This is a genomic window from Pedobacter gandavensis (assembly GCF_014172405.1).
GTDB classification, from domain to species: Bacteria; Bacteroidota; Bacteroidia; order Sphingobacteriales; family Sphingobacteriaceae; genus Pedobacter; species Pedobacter gandavensis.
The window spans coordinates 1,562,186-1,580,597 of record NZ_WNXC01000001.1; the positions used below are offsets into that span (position 1 = coordinate 1,562,186).

The 18,412-nt window shown below is 41.1% G+C and carries 14 protein-coding genes and 1 riboswitch; of the genes, 5 read left to right on the plus strand and 9 right to left on the minus strand.

Translation table 11 applies throughout. The features are described 5' to 3' along the window. The first annotated feature begins 228 nt into the window (after positions 1 to 228). Positions 229 to 2,409 carry a bifunctional alpha,alpha-trehalose-phosphate synthase (UDP-forming)/trehalose-phosphatase gene (locus tag GM920_RS06300; RefSeq protein WP_182954566.1) on the plus strand — a complete coding sequence of 727 codons (2,181 nt, stop codon included), beginning with the start codon at positions 229 to 231 and terminating at the stop codon, positions 2,407 to 2,409. 64 nt (positions 2,410 to 2,473) lie between these two features. On the opposite strand, the gene GM920_RS06305 is transcribed toward GM920_RS06300, so the two are convergent. The 9 genes from GM920_RS06305 to GM920_RS06345 form a co-directional block, all read right to left on the minus strand. Continuing rightward, entirely contained in the window at positions 2,474 to 4,258 is a 1,785-nt protein-coding gene (locus tag GM920_RS06305) for a glycoside hydrolase family 15 protein (protein WP_182954568.1), read from the minus strand. Between the two features lie 129 nt (positions 4,259 to 4,387). Further along, on the minus strand, positions 4,388 to 4,903 hold the full coding sequence (locus tag GM920_RS06310; protein WP_182954570.1) for a C40 family peptidase: 516 nt from the start codon (positions 4,901 to 4,903) through the stop codon (positions 4,388 to 4,390). 5 nt (positions 4,904 to 4,908) lie between these two features. Further along, positions 4,909 to 7,518 carry a DNA mismatch repair protein MutS gene (gene mutS, locus GM920_RS06315; RefSeq protein ID WP_235964450.1) on the minus strand — a complete coding sequence of 870 codons (2,610 nt, stop codon included), beginning with the start codon at positions 7,516 to 7,518 and terminating at the stop codon, positions 4,909 to 4,911. Between the two features lie 76 nt (positions 7,519 to 7,594). Then, on the minus strand, positions 7,595 to 8,320 hold the full coding sequence (locus GM920_RS06320; protein WP_182954573.1) for a menaquinone biosynthetic enzyme MqnA/MqnD family protein: 726 nt from the start codon (positions 8,318 to 8,320) through the stop codon (positions 7,595 to 7,597). Beyond that, entirely contained in the window at positions 8,313 to 8,939 is a 627-nt protein-coding gene (locus GM920_RS06325) for a histidine phosphatase family protein (RefSeq protein ID WP_182954575.1), read from the minus strand. Before GM920_RS06325 ends, GM920_RS06320 begins: the two co-directional genes overlap by 8 nt. Next, positions 8,939 to 10,132 carry an aminofutalosine synthase MqnE gene (mqnE, locus tag GM920_RS06330; RefSeq protein WP_182954577.1) on the minus strand — a complete coding sequence of 398 codons (1,194 nt, stop codon included), beginning with the start codon at positions 10,130 to 10,132 and terminating at the stop codon, positions 8,939 to 8,941. Before mqnE ends, GM920_RS06325 begins: the two co-directional genes overlap by 1 nt. Before the next feature lie 316 nt (positions 10,133 to 10,448). After that, on the minus strand, positions 10,449 to 11,441 hold the full coding sequence (locus GM920_RS06335) for a cytochrome-c peroxidase (protein WP_182954580.1): 993 nt from the start codon (positions 11,439 to 11,441) through the stop codon (positions 10,449 to 10,451). A 59-nt stretch (positions 11,442 to 11,500) separates the two neighbouring features. Further along, complete coding sequence (locus GM920_RS06340; protein WP_182954582.1) at positions 11,501 to 12,268, minus strand: sulfite exporter TauE/SafE family protein; 768 nt, start codon at positions 12,266 to 12,268, stop codon at positions 11,501 to 11,503. A gap of 96 nt (positions 12,269 to 12,364) precedes the next feature. Next, positions 12,365 to 12,856 (minus strand): lipocalin family protein, encoded by a 492-nt coding sequence (locus GM920_RS06345; protein ID WP_182954584.1) that lies wholly within the window; start codon positions 12,854 to 12,856, stop codon positions 12,365 to 12,367. Between the two features lie 191 nt (positions 12,857 to 13,047). Between GM920_RS06345 and GM920_RS06350 the strand changes: the two genes are divergently transcribed. The 4 genes from GM920_RS06350 to GM920_RS06365 all read left to right on the plus strand — a co-directional run bounded on the left by GM920_RS06350 (position 13,048) and on the right by GM920_RS06365 (position 18,322). Then, positions 13,048 to 14,163 carry a trans-sulfuration enzyme family protein gene (locus tag GM920_RS06350; protein WP_182954587.1) on the plus strand — a complete coding sequence of 372 codons (1,116 nt, stop codon included), beginning with the start codon at positions 13,048 to 13,050 and terminating at the stop codon, positions 14,161 to 14,163. A 173-nt stretch (positions 14,164 to 14,336) separates the two neighbouring features. Continuing rightward, positions 14,337 to 14,450, plus strand: a riboswitch (SAM riboswitch). Positions 14,451 to 14,683: 233 nt separating this feature from the next. After that, the gene (locus GM920_RS06355) at positions 14,684 to 15,991 is read left to right on the plus strand and encodes an O-acetylhomoserine aminocarboxypropyltransferase/cysteine synthase family protein (protein WP_182954589.1); all 1,308 of its coding nucleotides are present in this window, start codon (positions 14,684 to 14,686) and stop codon (positions 15,989 to 15,991) included. A gap of 23 nt (positions 15,992 to 16,014) precedes the next feature. Beyond that, positions 16,015 to 17,073, plus strand: a complete 1,059-nt coding sequence (locus GM920_RS06360; RefSeq protein ID WP_182954591.1) for a homoserine O-acetyltransferase family protein — start codon at positions 16,015 to 16,017, stop codon at positions 17,071 to 17,073. A 7-nt stretch (positions 17,074 to 17,080) separates the two neighbouring features. Beyond that, the gene (locus GM920_RS06365) at positions 17,081 to 18,322 is read left to right on the plus strand and encodes a homoserine dehydrogenase (protein ID WP_182954593.1); all 1,242 of its coding nucleotides are present in this window, start codon (positions 17,081 to 17,083) and stop codon (positions 18,320 to 18,322) included. Positions 18,323 to 18,412 lie beyond the last annotated feature (90 nt).

An 18,412-nucleotide genomic window follows, 5' to 3' on the forward strand; every position in this document is an offset into this window, starting at 1 on the left:
GGTACATCAGGATTTCTGTTGTTGCAAATTTCTTGTATTTTTTCCAAAAGGAATCTTCTTGTTTTGGTAGGGACATAATGCTGTTGCTCAATTGTCCTTACAAATATAGGCTGATAATTTCGCTTATCCCAAAAACATCCGGCTGATTCGGTGGAATCGGCCCCATTAAATACCCAATAGTTAAAAAATCAAAACAATAAGCAACTTACTCCGTTATTATTTAGTATAATGATAAGAGAAAGTAAAACCATCATCATCTCCAACCGGTTACCGGTAAAAATAACAGAAGAAAACGGCGTTTATCAATTGAGTCCCAGTGAAGGGGGATTAGCCACAGGCCTTGGCTCTATCTATAAAGAAGGAAATAACATCTGGATTGGCTGGCCAGGCCTGGAAGTACCAGAGGAAAGACAGGAAGAAGTGACCAAAAAACTTGCTGAGCTAAACCTCATCCCTGTATTCCTGAGCAGCGAAGAGATTAACGGCTATTACGAGGGATTTTCCAATGAGATTCTATGGCCGGTATTTCACTACCTCGTTACTTATGCGAATTTTGAACAAGCCTATTGGGATGCTTATCAGGACGTAAATGAAAAATTTAAGCGGGCAGTAACGCAGCACCTTTCCAGTGGCGATAAGATTTGGATACACGATTACCAACTCTTATTATTGCCAAATTTAATCCGGGAAGAGCAGCCATCCGTCACCATTGGATTTTTCCAGCACATTCCATTTCCATCCTTCGAAATTTTCAGGCTCATCCCCTGGAGAGAAGAAATCATTGAAGGAATTCTTGGCGCAGACCTGCTGGGTTTCCATACCTTCGATGATGCCAGACATTTTATCAGTGCAGCATCCAGGTTAACTTCCAGTAATCCTTCAGACAATATCCTGATTTATAAAAACCGACAAATCGTTGTGGAAGCATTTCCAATGGGGATTGACAATGATAAATTTGACCGCCTGACCAGAGATCCAAAAGTCGCAAAATTCACTGTTTCTATTAAAAACAGTTTAAAAAATATAAAGACCATTCTAACCATAGATCGCCTGGATTACAGTAAAGGGATTTTACAAAGGCTTCAGGCTTTGGAGCTTTTACTTGAAAAACATCCGGAATACCTGGGAAAACTAGCGCTTTACATGATTGTAGTGCCATCAAGAGATACCGTTCCTAAGTATAAAGAGTTAAAAGACCAGATCGACCAATTGGTGGGGAACATTAATGCAAGGTTCAGAACCATCAGCTGGCTCCCGGTACATTATTTCTACCGTTCCTTTTCTGTAGAATTCCTTTCCGCAATTTACAGCGCCGCAGACATCTGCCTGGTAACGCCAATGCGGGACGGAATGAACCTGGTGAGTAAAGAATATGTAGCCTCCAGGCTCAATGAGGATGGCGTATTGATTTTAAGTGAAATGGCTGGTGCCTCCAAAGAATTGAATGATGCCCTGATCGTAAACCCGAATAATATCGGAGATATGGTCAAAGCGATGATTCAGGCGATTAATATGCCAGCCGAAGAACAACAAATCAGAATGAAAAGCATGAGGGCAATGGTCAGCAAATTCAACATACACCTCTGGGTGAAAAACTTTATGGATAAATTAAGAGAAGTCAAAACCATGCAGGAATCATTACACACCAAACATGCCGTCGCATCCATCAAAAATCAAATCACTACTGATTACAAAAATGCAAAAGACAGGTATATCTTTCTGGATTATGACGGAACACTGGTTGGCTTTAATGCCGATATCAATCAGGCATCCCCTGATGAAGAACTCTATGGGATCTTAAAGCAATTAACCAGTGACCCTGCAAATCAAGTCATCATTATCAGTGGCCGTAATTACCAGACGCTAGAACAGTGGTTTGGCCATTTAGATGTAGATATGATTGCAGAACATGGCGCATGGCAAAAATACAAGCATACTGACTGGAAGCCTTTGCCCCTACTCACCGACAAGTGGAAACAGGAAGTAAAGACCGTTTTAGATACTTATACAGACCGTACGCCAGGATCTTTTATTGAAGAAAAGAGTTATTCGCTGGTTTGGCATTACCGAAAAGTAGAAGAAGGCTTAGGAGCCCTCAGAGCAAACGAAATCATCAACCACCTCCGTATGGTTATTGCTGACAAAGGATTACAGATGATGCCAGGAAACAAGGTCATCGAATTCAAGAACATTGAAGTTAACAAAGGAAAAGCAGCACAAAATTGGCTTTACGCGAAAAGCCCTGATTTTATCCTGGCCCTTGGCGACGACCATACCGATGAGGACATTTTTAAGGCTTTAGAACCGGAAGCCTATACCATCAAGGTGGGCAGCAACATTTCTGCAGCACGGTATTACCTGAAAGATTTTAGAGAAGTCAGGGAGCTTCTCAAAGAACTGCTGCAATAACGCCAAAATAAAGGTTAAAAATCAAGCCCTGGTCCAATAAGGACCAGGGCTTCAAGTAAATCATTTATAAAAATGAGGGTAGATCCAGCTTTATCGCAATGCGATGCGCTGCATTCATCAAGCCAACATGACTATAAGCTTGTGGAAAATTCCCCCACTGGCCCCCGTCAACTTCATCTACATCCTCACTAAACAGCAACAAATGATTCGAATATTTAATGATGGATTCGAATTCCCTGATGGCATCATCTAACCTGCCTACACAGGCCAATGCTTCCACATACCAAAAAGCACAAATTAAGAAAGTTGTCTTCGGTTTACCAAAATCATCGGTATGCAGGTAGCGATAAAACAAACCATTTTCCGCTTTAAGTTCTGATTCCAAAGCGATCAAATGATCTTTCGCCCTTTGCGAATTCGGATCCAGGTAGTTCATTAAGATCAATTGCAGCGTACTGGAATCCAGGTAAGGACTCCCCACAGCATGCGTGTATACTTTACGCAGCGGATCATAACAATCCTCAATATGCTGCGCGGCTTTATCAATTAAAACCTGAGCGCGCTCCTGAAAGGGTTTATTCTCGATAGTTTTAGCCATTTTTAAGGCCGCATTTGCCCCAGCCCATTGGAATAGATTCGTATAACAATGGGTATTCGGAAGGTTTCTGAATTCCCATATACCGGCATCTTTTTCATCAATAGTACGTTCAATCTTTTTCAGCAAATAATCCAGCCATTTTTCAGAATCCTTTCTTTCCGAGTAAATAAAACGCCGGTCTGTATATAAAGGTAACATGGAAATCAATACCTGTCCATAGATGTCATTCTGAATGTGTTCATAAGCCTGATTCCCGATTCGGATTGGCGTATTACCCAAATAACCTTTTAAATCAGTAACGATGTGCTCTGTCAACACCCTTTCCCCGGCAATACCAAATAAGGGCTGATAACGTTCCTCATCCCTGAAGGATAGATCAGTGATGTAATTAAAATACCTTTCCATCTCTTCAAAATGGCCGATATGATTTAAAGAAGTAATCACATAATAGGTATCCCTCATCCAGCAATAGCGGTAATCCCAGTTTCTGCCGCTCCCTTGAGATTCAGGCAAACTGGTGGTACTTGCCGCGATGATTGCGCCGGTATCTTCGTACTGGTGGATTTTTAAAGTGAGTGCGGAGCGGATAATATACGACTGATAAAAGCCGACAATCGTAGAGTGCTTAATCCAGGTACGCCAATACTTTTTAGTTTCCACTAAAAAGCGTTCAGCAGTGCTGATGATGGGTGCATCCAGTTCAATCCCATAGGTTAAAATCAGGTACTTTGTTTCATTCAAGGCAAAGTACTTTTCGTCTTCAATATAACTCAATGAGATATTGGTGCTCAATTGCATGTCTTCCGTATCTCCCGTAAATTCCAGATGGTTACTTCCCCGGTTTGCATTTTGTTTCTTACCTCCATATTCACATACCGGTTTACAGGTTACTTTGACCCTGGGATTTCCGGTGATGGGTTCTATTTTCCTGATCAGCATCAATGGCTTAAAATAGCGCTCATGCTGATGGAAACGCGGCGCAAAATCTGTGACGCGATAACTGCCTTCCGAATTGCTGATTTCCGTGCAAATGATATTGGTATTTTCCAGATAATACTGTTTTGATAGGTACTCAGCAGCCGGGAGGATAGAAAATTCACCTCCTTTTTCCTGATCTAATAAACCACCAAAAACAAAGCTGCTGTCAAATCTAGGCCAGCATAGCCAATCGATATTGGTGTTTTTATTTACGTGAGCAAGGAAAGCGCAATTCCCAATGATTCCGGTTTGATAAGTGTGTCTCTCTGTCATATATTATTTAAATTGGTATAATATAACAACAGGAGTTTGACGTATTTGTTCCTGCTTATTGCTAAACCAGCACAGCAACAAGCCATTAGCGCTATAAAAACAACCCTATTACGTAAAAAAAAGAAAGGATTAGTTTTTGATGGAACCGGCTTTTACCATTGCCCTTTGATAGGCTGGCAAGCTCAGATCGTCTACCACTACCCCACGGGTAGTTGAAGCATGAACAAAGAAATTATCACTCAGATATACCCCAACATGATCTACGGTTCTGCCACCAAAAGAGAAGAATATCAGGTCACCTTCTTTCAATTGGCCAACACTTTTACTGCGGATAACCGCGGCCTGATCACTTGAACGTCTTGGCAGTTCATTTCCGTAAATATTCTTTTGTAATAAAAAGGCAAAACCAGAGCAATCGATACCCCGCTTATCCAATCCGCCTAAACGGTACCTTACACCCGTCCAATCGTTGATAAAACGGTACAAAGGCTTACTTTTCAAATGAGCCATCACTACTGCGGCCCTGTTACCACTCGTGTTCACATTGGTGTTTTTTCTGGTGCTACAGGCAGAAAAAACGAGCAATACCATTAACAACAGCAACAACTTAAATCTTCCTTTAAGAGCGGTCTGATTAATGGTCATATCGTTTATTGTTTAATGATGCGTTGAATTTCATCCAGTTTCAGCAAAGCCTCTACCGGGGTCAAAACATTCACATCCAGGTTATTTAACGTGTCTCTTATTTTTACTAAAACCGGGTCATCAATCGCAAACATATGCAGCTGATAAGCCTGATTCTGAACTTTCTTAATGCTATCTTTAATACTCTGCCCTTCTGTACGATCAATTTCCAATTTCTTCAGGATCTCATTGGCCCTGTTGATCAGCTTAGGTGGCATACCAGCCATCTTTGCCACATGGATACCGAAACTATGCTCACTACCTCCTGGCACCAACTTACGCAGGAAAATCACCTTGTTACCCACCTCTTTGATGGAAACGTTAAAGTTTTTAATTCTGCTCATCGTATTTGCCAACTCATTCAATTCATGATAATGCGTGGCAAATAAAGTTTTAGGCTTGGCTGTAGGATGGGTATGTAGAAATTCTGCGATGGCCCAGGCAATGGAAATCCCATCATAAGTACTGGTACCTCTACCAATTTCGTCCAGTAAGATCAGGCTGTTTTCCGAAATGTTATTCAGGATACTTGCCGTCTCATTCATTTCTACCATGAACGTACTTTCTCCGGAAGAAAGGTTATCTGAAGCACCAACTCTGGTAAATATTTTGTCCACCAAGCCAATTGTTGCTGCTTTAGCGGGAACAAAACAACCCATTTGTGCCATCAGTACGATCAAACCGGTTTGTCTCAAAATTGCCGATTTACCCGACATATTGGGACCGGTAATGATGATAATTTGCTGCGTCACATTGTCCAGAAAAACATCATTCGTAATGTACTCTTCGCCTACAGGCAATCGTTTTTCAATCACCGGATGTCTGCCACCCTTGATATCTAAACCTTTACCTTTATTCATCGCTGGTTTCACATAGTGATTTTTAACCGCCAATTGTGCGAAACACAGCAATACATCTAGTTGTGCAATACAAAAAGCATTCAGCTGGATCTGTTTGATATAAGCACTTACCAGTAGCATTAATTCTCCATAAAGGCGGATTTCGATCTGCATGATCTTCTCTTCCGCACCCAGGATCTGCTCCTCATATTCTTTCAACTCTGGAGTGATGTAACGCTCCGCACTGACCAGTGTTTGTTTCCTGATCCATTCGGTAGGAACCTTGTCTTTATGTGTATGTGTAACCTCTAAATAATAACCGAAAACGTTATTAAAGGCCACTTTAAGAGAAGGAATACCAGTAATAGCTGCTTCTCTTTTTTGAATTTCTACTAAATAATCTTTTCCACCAAAGGAGATCTTACGCAAGCGGTCTAATTCTTCATCAACCCCGTCTGCAATCACATTTCCTTTGATCAGTAAAGCAGGAGGATCTTGTTGTAATTCTCTTTCCAGCTTTTCCCGGATGGATAAACATGGGTCTAACTGCGCCGCTAAAGCCATTAGGAATGGATTATCGGAGGCGTTAGCAATATCTTTGACCGACTCAATATGGTACAATGCCTTTTTCAGCTGACACAATTCTCTTGGGCCAACTTTCAACAAGCCTACCTTAGAAATCAGGCGTTCCAGATCACCGATCTGTTTAATATGGTCCAGGAATTTCTCTACCAGTTCTTCATCTTTAACCAGGTATTCTACCATCCCCAGTCGTTCCTGAATCGGTTTCAATTCCTTAAGCGGCATGATGATCCAACGGTGCAATAAACGCGCACCCATTGGCGTAGAAGTCTGGTCCAAAATCTGAAAAAGCGTTACTGCATTTTCATTGTTGGAACTCACCAATTCCAGGTTTCGAATCGTAAAACGATCCAGCCACATGTATTTATCTTCCTCTAAGCGAGAAATAGCACTGATGTGTTTTAAGTTCTTATGCTCTGTTTCATTCAGATAATGAAGAATTACCCCGGAGGCAATGATACCAATAGACAGCTTATCTACGCCAAATCCTTTTAAGGAATTGACTTCAAAATGCTTCTGTAAAGTCTCTGTTGCGTAATCGGTGGTAAAAGCCCAGTCGTCTAAACTGAAGGTATAGAACTTATCGCCAAAAAGCTCCAGGAATTCCTTCCTTTTACTCTTCTGGAAAATAACTTCCGTAGGTTTAAAGCCTTGTAACAGCTTGTCAATGTATTCTTCATTCCCCTGAGCCACATAAAATTCCCCGGTAGAAATATCCAGAAAGGATACTCCTAATCCTGCTTTATCGAAATAAACGGCAGCAAGGTAATTGTTAGACTTCTGACTCAGGATATTGTCACTGTAAGCAACACCAGGTGTAATCAACTCTGTTACCCCGCGTTTTACAATGGTTTTGGTCATTTTTGGATCTTCCAACTGATCGCATATCGCCACCCTTTGTCCGGCCCTAACCAATTTAGAAAGGTAATTGTCTAAAGAATGATGTGGAAATCCAGCCAGTTCAATATGACCTCCAGGTCCATTTCCCCTTCTTGTCAATACAATCCCCAAAATTTGGGAGGTTTTCACAGCATCTTCACCAAATGTTTCATAGAAGTCGCCCACTCTGAACAATAATAATGCACCGGGGTACTTTGCTTTAATAGCATTGTACTGCTGCATTAAAGGTGTCTCTTTAGTCTTGTCTTTAGCCAAAATGTATCTTATTTACAAAACCGTAAAGATAGCACCTGAATGGTTAACCTTTAGGCTTTGTTGAAAACTATAAATTTTACAATTGTTCTATGTACGATAAGAACAAGTTCAATGCTTCACGTTTTTTATCGGTCAACTCAAAATCCAGTTTATGACATAGGTAATCTTCCATATCAAAGTTTGCGATTTCGGGTAATTCCTTTAACAATTCCCCACGATGAGCAAGACCAAAGGCTAAGGCCTGGTTAAATTCTGCAATAAATGCCTCTGGAATTGTTTTATTGGCAACCCATGCTGCATAAACAAATGGTAAACCAGTAAAATTCATCCACTCTTCACCCAAGTCATAGGCATAGGCATAGTCGGATTTTTTACCGAAGGTACGGTCGCCAATTAAGACCATTGCATCCGTTTGTGCCGCTGGGTCAGTGGTAAAAGTCACTGATTGTTTCCAATGGAATTTCAACAAGACTTTAGCGAGGTTATTGGAAGTGCGGGAATGGCTGTCCAACTTTACCGTTTTAATCTCCGAGAAAGGCACACTGCTAAACACAAACACGGAATTTACCGCACCTACCGAGCCGATACAATAATCGGCAACAATATTTGCATTGGGTACCAGAGGAATTGCCGCAACGGGAATCAAACCAATGTCCACTTGATTACTAATCAATTTTGCAGCACAATCCGTAGGGATATCTAAACTTAAATCTATTTTATTGATCAGTTCTGAATGCTCAATACCATACATAAAGGGCTTGGTATTGGTATAAGAAACTGCGGAAATTTTAATCTTAGTCAATTGGAAATAATTTTAAATGATCAGTATTATTGAACTCCATGATCGTAAACTGACCATCGTTCAAGTCGACTTTATAGAGCGTCGTATTCTGATGAGGGAATTCGGTCATCTCGCTTAAAGGTTTGCCGGTTAGTATGCAAAGGAATAACCTCATGGCACGGCCGTGCATACAGATCAACACCTTTTTCTCATTTGGCGCCTTAACAATTACCTCCAAAGCCTCCTGAAGACGGGTCTTCACTTGATTTGGACTTTCGCCACCTTCAAAATGACTATCGAAATCTCCCGACTGCCACTTTTCCATCATGCCTTTAAATGCAGCAATGGCGTGTTCATCATTCGCTTTACCTTCCCAAACACCCCAGGCCAGCTCATCCAAACCGGACAACTGCTCCCAAGGTAAGCCTGCATCGATAAAACCTTTAACCGTTTGATGTGTACGTTTTAAAGTAGAAGTGTATACTTTATCGAAAGGGACATCCTGATAAGTAGCATAAAATGCGGCTGCCTGAGCCCTTCCGGTATCATTAAGATCGCTGTTGATCCCTCTTCCCTGAACAATTCCCTGTTTATTTAAATCGGTTTCACCATGTCTGATGATGTATAGTTCTTTCCCCATTAATTGATGACCGGTAATTTATAATACTGTGGTTTCGCTTCTCCCTCAAATACGAAGTCCGTATAATCGGTTACCACATTGTAAAGCGTATCTCTTTCTATCGGTTTACGGTTCACTTGTTTGATCAGGTTCACCAATTCTTCTGTGTTCATTGCCGGATGCTGCTCTTCAGCTCCCGCCATAGAATAAATTTTGGTGGTATCATCTAAGGTACCATCAATGTCATCCACCCCAAAGTTGAGTGAAAGCTGTGCCGTCTGACGGCTAATCATCGCCCAGTAGGCTTTGATATGGTCAAAATTATCCAGGTAAATCCTGGCAATGGCATAATTCCTTAAATCTTCAATGACAGAAACTTCTGGCACATGGTCCATTTGGTTGTTCTGATTTCTGAATTTCAATGGAATAAAGGCTTGAAAACCTCCAGATTTATCTTGTTGCTGACGCAGGCGCTCCATATGATCAACCCGATGCCAGAATTCTTCTATATGTCCGTAAAGCATCGTCGCATTGGTTTTCATACCTAGCTTATGTGCTTGCTCATGAATATCCAACCATTGTTCTGCATTGCATTTATCGTGTGCAATTTTTTCTCTTACTTCCGGGTGAAAAATCTCCGCACCACCGCCTGGCATAGAATCCAGACCAGCTTCCTGCAGATATTTCATCCCTTCATAATGCGTCAGTTTTGCCTTTTTAAAGATGTAAAAATACTCTACCGGAGTCAATGCTTTAATGTGCAAATCCGGACGGTGTGCTTTTGCTTTTCTAAAGAAGTCACTGTAGAATTCCAGATTTTGCTTTGGCACTACCCCACCAGTCACATGAACCTCAGTAACCGGCTCGTTGTCATATTTCTTCAGCACATCCATCATTCCTTCTACGCTCATCTCCCATCCTTCTTCCCGTTGTTTGATTAAACGGGAATAAGAACAAAATTTGCAGTCGTATACGCAAACATTGGTCGGCTCAATATGGAAATTTCGGTTAAAATAAGTTTTATCACCGTGTTTTTGCTCCCTGATATAATTGGCTAAAACACCTAAATAGCCTAGTTCGGCATGTTTATAAAGATATACGCCTTCATCGAAGGTGATTCTTTCCTGATTCTGTACTTTATTTGCGATCGCTTTAAGTTCGGCAGACAAATCATTGTCGTTCAGCACTAAAGACAGCTTTGAATTAGCATCCATGTATAATGAGATAATGGTACAAATGTAAAAAGACAGGCGCATATAAAGAATGGCCTGCTGACAAACAAAAGTAGTATAAAATCATCATAAACCCGTTTTTTAAACAGGTTTTAGCTGTCAGCATTATGTAAAAGAGCAGTCCGGAGCTTTAGTAAATCCCCGGAACACAATTGGAAGTAATTTGATGTAGCTTAGTAATGAAAAGGCATCGGGCCGGCTTATGTAGGATTCCGCTAAGGCTTTCGGGTATATCAAAGCCGGCAATCAGCCCTACACTGGCCCTAGCAAAGCCCTAGCAGTAGAAAACACAAGCGCACTACTGAAGCGTCATTTTATTGATAAAAGCATGGTCAGTTAAGGTCTTCAAAAAGGCGATTACCTTTTTCTGCTCCTGATCAGTTAAGGGAATACCAGCCTTCCCATTGGTTTTCATCAAAGGATCTAAATGCTTTTCCTCCTGTACACCAGTCGCATAATGCTGCATCACTTCTTCCAGGGTCTGGAAACGACCATCATGAAAGTATGGAGCGGTTACCTCAATATTTCTTAAGGAAGGTACTTTAAATTTCTGCACCGGATCATTGGCGGTAGCCGTACCAATATTCCTTAAAGACTCATCACTGAACAAATCTCCGGAATGACAGGTCGCACATTTCTCTTTGAAAAGCTTCATACCATCCAACTCAGCGGGTGTAAAAGTATTTTCCTGCTTCACGACCAGTTTATCATATCGTGAATTTGCGGAGACCAGCGACAATAAATACTGTTCGATCACCCCGGTCATGTCGCTTTCTTTGATGGTGTCTACGCCTAAAACCGACTTAAAATAATGCTTATAAATTGGGGAAGCATTCAGTTTTTTCACCACGTTCTCCATGGTTTCTCCCATTTCTGCCGGACTGGTTAAAGCGTTAATCGCAGTACTGCGCAAATGCGTTGCTCTGCCATCTCTAAAAAAAGAAGTCTTCCATTGTAAATTCATTAAAGCAGGGGTATTTTTTGTACCCATAATAGCTTCATTTACGCCTGGATTGATTTTTATTCCTTTACTGGCATAGCCATCCGTTTGATTGTGGCAAGAAGCACAAGCTACTTTTCCATTTTTAGAAAGCAGGGCATCATCAAACAACTTTTGGCCCAGTGTGACTCCTTCTACGGTTAAAGCAGGTCCTTGCTGCACAATTGCTGGAAAATTAACCGGTCTTCTTACTGCAACATCTGTCTTAATGGTCGACAAGCCAAAGGCGAAAACAGCAATCAACAAGCCAAAAATCAAAATCGCAAATACAAAAATTTTATTCTTCTTCATTAAATATCAATTGGGTATTGAGCGCTTCATAAACAATCCTCAACACCATAAAACAACAATTATGCTTTGATAAAAATATCATAAGCAAACCTCAGGATCGTCCCGAAAACTACCAGTAAAAAAAAGATGCGTATAAATTTATTGCCTTTTAACAGGGCCAGTTTAGTTCCTAGAAAGGATCCTCCTACGTTGCAAAAAGCCATCGGAATGGCAAATTCATAAAGGATATGTCCGGTGCTTCCAAAATAGCAAATGGCAGCAATATTCGTTGCCATATTGATCAGCTTTGCACTGGCACTAGCATGTAAAAAGTCATATCCCATTAAGGCAATGAATGCCAGGATAAAAAAGGTGCCTGTGCCCGGGCCAATTAAGCCATCATAAAAACCGATGACAAATCCAAACAACAGCCCGATCAGAACTTGCTGCAATACCGAATGCTCCTTTTCCTGATGAACCCCGAATTTTTTATTGAAATAAGTATAAACGGCCACCAGGATGAGGATGGCAAAAACAATGGGTTTAACAATGGTATTGTCGATCAGCGTAATGCTATGCGCACCCAACACTGCCCCTATAAATGCAGCCAATGCAATGTAAATGAGTAATGGCCAGTTCAATTTTACATTTTGCGAATACTTCCATGCGGCGAAAGCTGTTCCGGAAAGAGAAGGGATTTTTGTGGTTCCAAAAAGTGTAGCCACGGAATACTGAGGTAGCACAATCATAATGGCCGGCGTTTGCAACAATCCACCTCCACCAACAATCGCATCTATAAAACCGGCAAAAAATGAGACTATACAGAGTATAATCAGGTCTGACATCATAGTATTCCCTTAATGCCGCAAAATTAGGCTTTTTTAAGCACAAAAAAGGGACCCAACCACGAGTCCCTTCAACCTAAACCAAATTTAACCAAAAATTTATTTTACTGCCTTTGCGAAATGTAATACAATGTAAGCCGTTGAATTACCATATTCTACTGGTGATTTGATCACCAATGTTTCTTTTGAAGCGGTAGAAAGTACTAAACGGTAACCTTCAGTTACGTTTTTAGCTTTATCGCCTTCATATATCTTTTTAAACTGGAAAGTCTGATCAGGTACACTTGCAGACCAATAAATCGACTGTGTTCTTGCTGCGCAATTGCCACCACCTGGTAAGCTATAATTTCCGTTACCGCTGTTTGTTAATCTCCAGGTACCACCTACAAAGCATGTAGGAGCCGCTTCGCCAAATAATGATTTTACAGAAGCCTCAGGAATACCTTCATAAGTGATATCATTCAATACCCATGTACCAGTCACATCACCTCTCTTAACAACTTCGGTACCCGCTCCTCCTTTTGGAGAGCAACTTTGCAATACCATTAATGAACTGCATAAAATGGCTGCGATCAGGAATATTCTTTTCATATCAATCTGTTTTTTTTATTTGTTTAATTTCTTCTCTCCATTGTAACAGTGGCTGACAAAAATGTCCTTTTTACCATATAAGCTACAATGACCTTTCAATTACATAAATCTTGCCAAAACTTCAACAGAATAATTTTTACCTTTAGCATTGTGGGATTCAAATCCCTGATTAACTATTTATCCTCCTGAAAATGAAACCAGAAACTTTAGCTATACATTCCGGAAATTTGTATAAATCAACCACAGGTGATGTCACACCGCCTATTAATTTGTCCACAACCTTTTTTAGAGATGAAGATGGTGGCTATTCTGGCGGACACATGTACAGCCGTGTCAGTAACCCAAACCGCGCTTCTTTAGAAAAGGTATTGACTGATTTGGAAAATGGCGCAGATGCCTGTGCATTTTCTTCAGGAAACACCGCAGGAATGTCCCTTTTTCAGGCCTTAGCTCCTGGTAGCCACATTATCGCACCTGATGATATGTATTGGGGCTTTAAAAAGCAATTGCAATCGATCTTTGCAGACACTTTAACCATTGATTTTATTGACCTGACTGATGTTACCGGGATCGCTTCCTATATTAAAGAAAATACGGTGATGATCTGGGTAGAAACACCTTCAAACCCATTACTAAAGATCACAGACCTGCTGGCTATTTCCGCAATCGCTAAAAAGCACAACCTTTTACTGGCATGCGACAGCACCTTTGCTTCTCCTTGTTTACAAAATCCGATTGCCTTAGGCGCAGATATCGTCATGCATTCGTCTACTAAATATATCGGCGGACATAGTGATGTGCTGGGAGGCGCGCTAATCACAGCCAAAATGACCCCTTTCTGGGAAAAAGTTAGAAATATCCAACAGATAGGTGGTGCAGTACCTTCCCCATTCGATTGCTATCTATTATTAAGAAGTATTAAAACCCTACCTTACCGCATGCGTGGCCATTGCGAAAATGGGATGGCATTGGCAGCTTACCTGGAAAAACATCCTAAAGTAGAAGCCGTATATTATCCTGGATTACCAGCACATCCACAACATGAAATCGCAAAACAACAAATGAGTGGTTTTGGCGGTATGTTGTCCATTTTAGTACATGGAGGTGCTGAGGAAGCGCGAAGGGTAGTCAACACCGTTAAACTGTTCGCGCAAGCAACCAGTCTTGGTGGCGTAGAAAGCCTGATTGAACACCGCGCTTCTGTAGAAGGCCCGGACACGAAGACGCCGCAAAATTTAATTCGGATCTCCGTTGGACTAGAACACATAGATGATCTAATCGAAGATTTCAAGCAAGCTTTAGGTTAGAAATACAATGCTACACTAAATAAACAGCAGTTAAATCTCATTTTATATTACTGTATTTCAGTTGATTACAAAATAACCAGAATTATATTTTGGTTATTTTGTGACTTAGCTTTACATTTGGATTATTCTTAGCGAAAGCTATTCAAGTCATCACCTCCTTAAATGCTGGTTTTGATTTATAAAGAAGTGGCGAGAGACAGGCTCTTTGACCCACTGGCAACCCTCCCAAAATGGAGAAGGTGCCAATTCCTGACCGGTTCGCATGGTGCGTTCTGGAAAGATAAATTAAGATAATGAAAACAGTAAAAATTACATCCGATTCTTTTAATTATTGTGGTAAGCAGCGTACAATGTGTATGTGCTGTTGCATGCGATAAATTCAAAAATCTTCCTTTTGCATTCTTGATCCATCCGGAAGGCCTCCATCGAGGTACGCTATACCCCTATATCCAATCCTGTTTTTTATTCAGGATCGGAAAGCCACAAAAAACCTAGATATCAACCACTTAAAAGAAAACACATGTCAACCAACCATAAATTCGAAACCCTTCAGATACACGCAGGTCAGGAAATTGATCCAACAACAGGCTCAAGAGCAGTACCTATATACCAGACTACTTCTTATGGATTCAAAAGCTCTGAGCATGGCGCTAACCTGTTCGCTTTAAAAGAATTCGGTAACATATATACCCGCATCATGAACCCTACGACGGACGTTTTTGAGAAACGTGTGGCGGCATTAGAAGGTGGTGTAGCAGCAGTGGCAGTAGGCTCTGGAATGGCAGCTCAATTCATTGCATTAAACAATATCCTGGAAGCCGGAGATAATTTTGTGTCTTCCTCACATTTATATGGTGGTTCTTACAACCAGTTCAAAGTAGCTTTCAAACGCTTAGGCATTGAAGTGAAATTTGCAAATGGTGATGATGCCTCAGATTTTGAAGCAAAAATCGATACGAATACCAAAGCAATCTATTTAGAAAGTATTGGTAATCCATCGTTCAGCATTGCTGACTTTGAAAAAATATCAGCCATTGCCAACAAACATGGCCTGCCATTAATTGTAGACAATACCTTCGGTGCAGCAGGTTATTTATTCCGTCCATTGGAGCACGGTGCACATATTGTCGTTCAATCGGCTACCAAATGGATCGGCGGCCATGGTACCAGTGTTGGTGGCGTAATCGTTGACGGTGGAAATTACAACTGGGGGAATGGTAAATTCAAACAATTTACAGAACCTTCGGAAGGATACAATGGACTGGTATTTAATGATGTTTTTGGTATTGGTGGCCCATTTGGCAACATACAGTTTGCCATCCGTGCCCGTGTAGAAGGCCTTAGAGATTTCGGTCCGGCACTCTCCCCTTTCAACTCCTTTTTGTTGATCCAGGGATTAGAAACACTTTCCCTTCGTGTACAACGCCATGTAGACAATGCTTTGGCATTAGCCACCTGGTTAGAAAATCATGAAGCAGTTAAAAAAGTGAACTACCCAGGTTTGGAAAGCAGCCCATACCATGCCAACGCAAAGAAATACCTGCAAAATGGTTTCGGTGCCGTGCTTTCTTTTGAACTTCATGGAGAGAAAAGTCAAGCCACTACTTTAGTGGATTCCTTGAAACTGGTTAGCCATTTGGCCAATGTTGGGGACGCGAAAACCCTGATTATTCAGCCATCTGCCACCACTCACCAACAGTTAAACGAAGCGGAACAACGCGCTGCAGGTGTGACGCCGAACTTATTGCGCGTTTCTGTAGGCATCGAGCACATTGACGATATCAAAGCGGATTTTGAACAGGCATTTGCCATCATCTCCACAAAATAATAACCTTATACCAAAGCATCACAATGAGTACTACCTCCACATATACCCACACTAAGGTTTTCAAACTTGAAAGCGGCAAGAAATTGCGCAAAATCGAGCTTGCTTACCAGACGTATGGAAAATTAAACGCCAAAAAAGACAATGTGATCTGGGCTTGTCACGCGCTGACAGCCAATGCAGATGTATTGGATTGGTGGAAAGGTCTGTTTGGAAACAATGACCTGTTTAATCCTGAAGAACATTTCATCATTTGCGCCAATGTATTGAGCTCCCACTATGGCAGCACCAATCCACTAAGTGTAAATCCAACCACCGGATTACCTTACTACCTGGCTTTCCCGGAAGTAACCATCCGGGATATGGTCGCTGCACACCGTTTATTAGCGGCGCATTTGGGTATTGAAGAGATCAAAGTACTTATTGGTGGATCATTAGGTGGCCAGCAAGCCGTAGAATGGGCTATTGAAGATAGTTCAGCCATACAAAACCTGATTCTGGTAGCCACAAATGCAGTACACTCCCCATGGGGAATCGCTTTCAATGAAAGCCAGCGCTTAGCCATCAGTTCCGATAGAAGTTTCTACGCAAATAAACCGGATGGTGGACTAAAAGGTCTAAAAACTGCCCGTAGCATCGCATTGTTGTCGTACCGCAGTTATGATGCCTATACCGCTACTCAACTGGAGAGTGTAAATGAAAAAACAGATTCCTTCCGCGCTTCCTCTTACCAAAACTATCAAGGTGAAAAGCTTTGCAAACGCTTCAATGCCTATAGCTACTGGTACCTGAGCAAAGCGATGGACAGCCACAATGTTGGTAGAAACAGAAGCAGCATTACCGATGCCCTGGCTTCTATTAAAGCCAATACTTTGGTAATCGGGATAGAAAACGATGTATTGTTCCCGATTTCTGAACAACAATTCCTGAGCAAACACATTCCTGAGGCAGAATTTTTCAGTGTAAAATCTGCTTATGGTCATGATGGATTCCTTATTGAAACGGATGTCCTGACCAATGTGATCGGGAACTTCCTTAAAGAAAGCACAAACAAGAAAATAATTAAATTACATAAAACAGCATAGTACTTAGATGAGCAAGAAACTTAAAATTGGTTTATTTGGATTTGGAGTTGTAGGTCAGGGATTACACGATATTATCCGTGGTCAGGATCTAAACCTGGAGATTATTAAAATCGCCATCAAAAATCCAGAAAAGAAACGCAGTTTAGACGCGCACCTCTTCACTACCGATCACGACGAAATCCTGAATAACGAAGAAATCAATACCATTGTAGAATTGATCGATGATGCCGAAGCCGCTTATACCATTACAAAACGCGCATTAATCAGCGGTAAAAATGTGGTTTCCGCCAATAAAAAAATGATTGCCAATCACCTTGCTGAACTGGTAGAACTACAGGAAAAATATGGCGCATCTTTACTTTATGAAGCTGCTGTATGCGGAAGTATTCCAATCATTAGAAACCTGGAAGAATACTACAACAATGAATTGCTACATGGCATCAGCGGAATCTTCAACGGTTCTTCGAACTATATTCTTTCCAAAATTTTCAATGAAAATATGGAATATGGGGTGGCTCTGAAACAAGCACAAGACCTGGGTTTCGCAGAAACCAATCCAATTATGGATGTTGGTGGTTACGATCCGAAGTTCAAACTAGCCATCGCTACGGCACATGCTTATGGTCTGTTCATCAACCCTGACGACATCCTGAATGTAGGCATTCAAAACCTGAATGATGATGACATCAGGTATGCAAAAGAGAAAAACTTTAAGATTAAACTGGTTCCTACAGCGCGTAAAATCAGCACAAAACAAGTCGTTACTTATGTATTGCCAAAGTTTGTGAAATCTGATGATTTCCTTTTCAATGTAGAAAATGAATATAATGGCGTAACTGTTCAGGCAGCTTTCGCTGACAAGCAGTTCTTTTTCGGCAAAGGCGCTGGTGGCCACCCAACAGGTGCTGCAGTACTTTCCGACATTGCAGCCTTAAGATATGATTATCGCTATGAGTATAAAAAATTCCATCAGCAAAATGGTTTAATTCATACCGACAATGTAAACATCGAAGTGTATCTGCGTTATTCAAATGAAGATACACTGGATCAGTTGAAGGTTGAGAACATTGTGGAGCGCTTTTCACGTCAGGATTACAAATATGTAATCGGTAGCATCAGCTTGAAAACCTTATTGGAAAACCGCAGTATATTGGAGCAAGAAGATGTATTCATTGCCCATACCGGAAGATATACTTACACGGAACAACAGGTACAAACAGTAACTGAAGAAGAAGTGTTTTTTAACTAGTTTTTTTGTTTTGACCGTAAAAAGGCCCCGAATTTTTCGGGGCCTTTTTCGTTAAAGCGCTGCTAAAACAAACTTTTTATATTCCTTGCG

Bases quoted from the DNA above. Each gene is read 5' to 3' on its own strand.
- GM920_RS06365 (WP_182954593.1), top strand. From the start codon at position 17,081: ATGAGCAAGAAACTTAAAATTGGTTTATTTGGATTTGGAGTTGTAGGT.
- mqnE (WP_182954577.1), bottom strand. From the start codon at position 10,132: ATGGATGCTAATTCAAAGCTGTCTTTAGTGCTGAACGACAATGATTTG.
- GM920_RS06305 (WP_182954568.1), bottom strand. From the start codon at position 4,258: ATGACAGAGAGACACACTTATCAAACCGGAATCATTGGGAATTGCGCT.
- GM920_RS06310 (WP_182954570.1), bottom strand. From the start codon at position 4,903: ATGACCATTAATCAGACCGCTCTTAAAGGAAGATTTAAGTTGTTGCTG.
- GM920_RS06300 (WP_182954566.1), top strand. From the start codon at position 229: ATGATAAGAGAAAGTAAAACCATCATCATCTCCAACCGGTTACCGGTA.
- GM920_RS06350 (WP_182954587.1), top strand. From the start codon at position 13,048: ATGAAACCAGAAACTTTAGCTATACATTCCGGAAATTTGTATAAATCA.
- GM920_RS06340 (WP_182954582.1), bottom strand. From the start codon at position 12,268: ATGATGTCAGACCTGATTATACTCTGTATAGTCTCATTTTTTGCCGGT.
- GM920_RS06325 (WP_182954575.1), bottom strand. From the start codon at position 8,939: ATGGGGAAAGAACTATACATCATCAGACATGGTGAAACCGATTTAAAT.
- GM920_RS06335 (WP_182954580.1), bottom strand. From the start codon at position 11,441: ATGAAGAAGAATAAAATTTTTGTATTTGCGATTTTGATTTTTGGCTTG.
- GM920_RS06355 (WP_182954589.1), top strand. From the start codon at position 14,684: ATGTCAACCAACCATAAATTCGAAACCCTTCAGATACACGCAGGTCAG.
- GM920_RS06360 (WP_182954591.1), top strand. From the start codon at position 16,015: ATGAGTACTACCTCCACATATACCCACACTAAGGTTTTCAAACTTGAA.
- GM920_RS06345 (WP_182954584.1), bottom strand. From the start codon at position 12,856: ATGAAAAGAATATTCCTGATCGCAGCCATTTTATGCAGTTCATTAATG.